This is a genomic window from bacterium, from assembly GCA_040755795.1.
In the GTDB taxonomy this organism is placed as follows: domain Bacteria; phylum UBA9089; class CG2-30-40-21; order CG2-30-40-21; family SBAY01; genus JBFLXS01.
Genome location: JBFLXS010000518.1, coordinates 1 through 2,478 on the forward strand (window position 1 = coordinate 1; position 2,478 = coordinate 2,478).

At 36.8% G+C, this 2,478-nt stretch carries 2 protein-coding genes; both read right to left on the reverse strand.

The annotated features are described in order from the left end of the window. Positions 1 to 105: 105 nt before the first annotated feature. Positions 106 to 633 (reverse strand): hypothetical protein, encoded by a 528-nt coding sequence (locus AB1414_19160; GenBank protein MEW6609532.1) that lies wholly within the window; start codon positions 631 to 633, stop codon positions 106 to 108. Continuing rightward, the gene (locus AB1414_19165) at positions 630 to 2,219 is read right to left on the reverse strand and encodes a hypothetical protein (GenBank protein ID MEW6609533.1); all 1,590 of its coding nucleotides are present in this window, start codon (positions 2,217 to 2,219) and stop codon (positions 630 to 632) included. Before AB1414_19165 ends, AB1414_19160 begins: the two co-directional genes overlap by 4 nt. Positions 2,220 to 2,478: the final 259 nt, after the last annotated feature.

The window sequence follows — 2,478 nt, forward strand, 5'->3', positions numbered from 1 at the left end:
GACCATTGATGGTGGTTGGCAACAACGAACTCCGGCAATGGCTGCTGGTCTAACCGACCACGTTTGGAGTATAGAGGAATGGCTTACCTATCCGGTTAGAGGAAGTTAGCTAATTTCGGACACCACCGAATTTTTTCTATAATAAGAGAAGTTACAGAATTTTAAAAAAGGTCTTTTTGTCTTAGCTGTAGGTATTTTGATTAAATATTGAGGGATTAAGTCTTCTAACTTTTCAGGATATTTCCCCTCTTTATTCTTATATGTTTCTAATGCCTCAATGATTTCATAAGCAGCCTTTTTTGAACCATCTATCTCTATTTTATTGATTAATCGGATCCCTGGGATGACTATAATTATTACAAAACTTAATGCCACTGTTGCATAAAAGGAGACTTTTAATAGAGTTTTATCTTTTAAAATAGCCGCTATTACTCCTCCTATTACCAATAGAAATATACTTACAAAGAAACAAAACTTTGTTAAAGATAAAAGCAAACCACATATGAACGTAATACCTACTGATGCTGAATGTATATATAACAGAAGAAATATTAATATCATACTTCCTGCTACAAATAACCAAAATCTCTTTTGTTGAATTTGTTGTATAAATATTTGTATAAACATTTTCATCTCTTTGTCCACCAATCAAAATAATTTTTAAGTTGAACCGAAAAAGGAATAGAATTACCTTCATAGAATCCAGATATTTGGAAAAACAATACACCTAAAGCATTAGAGAAATAGTCTTGAGGATGGAATGCACTATCACGATCTCCAGAACCTTGAATTTCTTCTACAATATTTCCATATTGTTCCCCAAAAGGATTAGAACCTACCACTAAGAAATGTCTCATATCAATTACTCGATTAGGATTATTGGGGTCTCTCACATATCTATATTTATCGTTAGGGCCCCCTGCCCTAATCTCACTTGCTAGTCCTTCATCCTTTTCATGTTTAAGTTGCCATAAGCTTTTACCTTCAGCATGTTTTATAAACTCATCAATAGAAACAGATTCTATCCAATGATCACTTAACTTAGATTCTTTAGCAGGGTCATATCCCTTTATCTTTTCTACCATTCCATCTACTACTTTAGTTATAGCGAATGTAGTTGTACTTACACCAACAGTTAATGTTAGGTTTATTTCATTTCCATTTATAGTTACTGTCCCAGTTCCTAATTGCATAAGTGGCAATAGGTTCTTTTCAGCTTCCTGTTGCACTTTGTCACGGTCGTTTACATTAATTCCTCCCAACAAAGGATTTGAATTTAACACCTCAATAGCAGATGAAAGTCCTTTTATCGCCTCATCTATCCTATTATTTCTTTCAACCTTAAGTGCCTCGGATATTTCTTTACTACCGCCAGCTTTATTGATAAGGTTCATCAGTTCTTGATTGGTAGCGTTTTTAGTCGCCAGGGCGATTAATTTTGTTGCATCCGCTCCATAGGTTACCGCCAGTTGATATACATCCTCTACATTTATCTCCTTATTATTTAGCTTTTGCGCAAGGACATCCGCAGGTAACTCTCCCTTTTTATATGCTATACGCAGGTCATAATCCTTTCTGGCTTCTCTTACTACCTCTCTAATCGAAGTAAATATATCGCTACCTGTGTCTCTAATGGATTTAAAGGTTTTCCCTAACTCCTGAGCAATATCTAACCTTATGTAGGCATCCTGGTCTTTGGGAATAGAAACATCAGGAGTAGGAATATGAAGATACGATGCGAGGTTTGAGGCATTCTGATAGGCTTGGACAGCCATCTGAGACCATGCTTGAGTACCTTTGTATATATCCTTACCTAACTCAATCCCTGCTTCCTTAAATGCCTCTATTATATTATCTCCACTAATAGTATCTCCAATCGCCTGACCAACATACGGAGCCATTAATCTCAAGCCAAAATTTATCCTTTCTTCATCAGATAACTCTTTACCAAAAAATACCCCTTCTTTACCAGTAGCTGCTACTCCTAATTGATAAGTTCTGGTCATATATTCCACTGCACCAGGTTGGATGATGGTATTAGAGAAGGGTAAGTGAAGGTTATTTAACCCCTTGGGTAAGACTTTACTAAAGTCAGTACCCAGGTAGTTAAGAGCTGCCATAAACCTTTGACTGCCTTGAATCTTCCTACCACTACCGTCAGTTAGGTCGTTACCGGTAAGGGCAATGGAAAAAGTCCTGGAAATGACTATTATTGTCAAAGAACAAGAAAAATGAACCGCAGAGACGCAAAGTTCGCAGAGAGAAAACCAGGAGAATAATTTTAATCATATCTTTGCGGTCTCTGTGCCTCTGCGGTAAAAATAAAAAAGTGGGATTTTTACCACCTTTTAAGCATTTATTAGTAAATCCCTAAAGGCTCTCCAAGAAGACGCGCTCGAGATTCTGGCATGTGGTAAGAAAGTCTGCCAGGACCAAATCCATCTACTGCTGTTGGCGATAAATCTTCTACAGGTATAA

Bases quoted from the DNA above. Each gene is read 5' to 3' on its own strand.
- AB1414_19160 (MEW6609532.1), bottom strand. From the start codon at position 633: ATGAAAATGTTTATACAAATATTTATACAACAAATTCAACAAAAGAGA.